Consider the following 791-nt stretch of genomic DNA (forward strand, 5'->3'; position numbering starts at 1 on the left):
CGCAAAGTAGAGCCTAGCGCACTCTCGTATTGCGTAAACCAGCCACGCTCAGCGTTTCGCTTTGTAAGGATAGTGCCGCAGTTCGCGCAGCGGAACTCGTCCGCAATCTCGCCGGTGCTTCGATCAACCGCTGCATTCCAAAATATGACTTCGTGCGCACATTCCGAGCAGACAAAAACATCTGACCATACAGTATAGTTAATCCGGCCTGTGTTCCCATTGGAATGTCTTGTGTTGTACATCCATGCACATTCGGACTGCACGGCGTTAAGAACCAGCTTGGCATCGCGGTCGAGAATGTCGCCATGGGTTGGCACATTGTAGTTATAGGAAATGAAGGTGGCGGCGGTTGAAAGGTCGTTGAGAACAGAGCGTCGAACGCCAATCTTAGAGAATGGCATCCATATTTTTCTGCCGTCTGCACCGATCTCTTCATTCAAGATAGTGCCGTCTGGCTTAACCTGATAGCCAAGCGACATCACTGTTTCAGCGTCTCCGCTTAGCTCGGCAGCGACACCCATCATGCCCGTCCCGCAGAAGCCATCGAACACAATGTCTCCCGGTTCAGTGTAATGAAGAATGTACCGCATGATGGCCTTATGCGGCACCTTGGTATGATACGAGTGCGCATTGTAGATAGCGTCGTTCTTCCCCTCACTCACGTCAGCGGCAAATGGCTCRCGGTGATAGTGCCATCCGTCTGGTTTTGAAGGCTTCTCCGCTTCGCACGCTTGGACGAAATCGGCGACCCATGGATTCGGACAAGCAGTGTAATATGGGGGATCGGAGAG

General features: G+C 52.4%; 1 pseudogene. It reads right to left on the minus strand.

The features are described 5' to 3' along the window. Positions 1-551 (minus strand): annotated as a pseudogene (locus ACXJ7R_RS34965) (hypothetical protein); the annotation flags it as partial. Positions 552-791: the final 240 nt, after the last annotated feature.

The sequence above is a fragment of the Mesorhizobium sp. P5_C1 genome, from assembly GCF_054049815.1.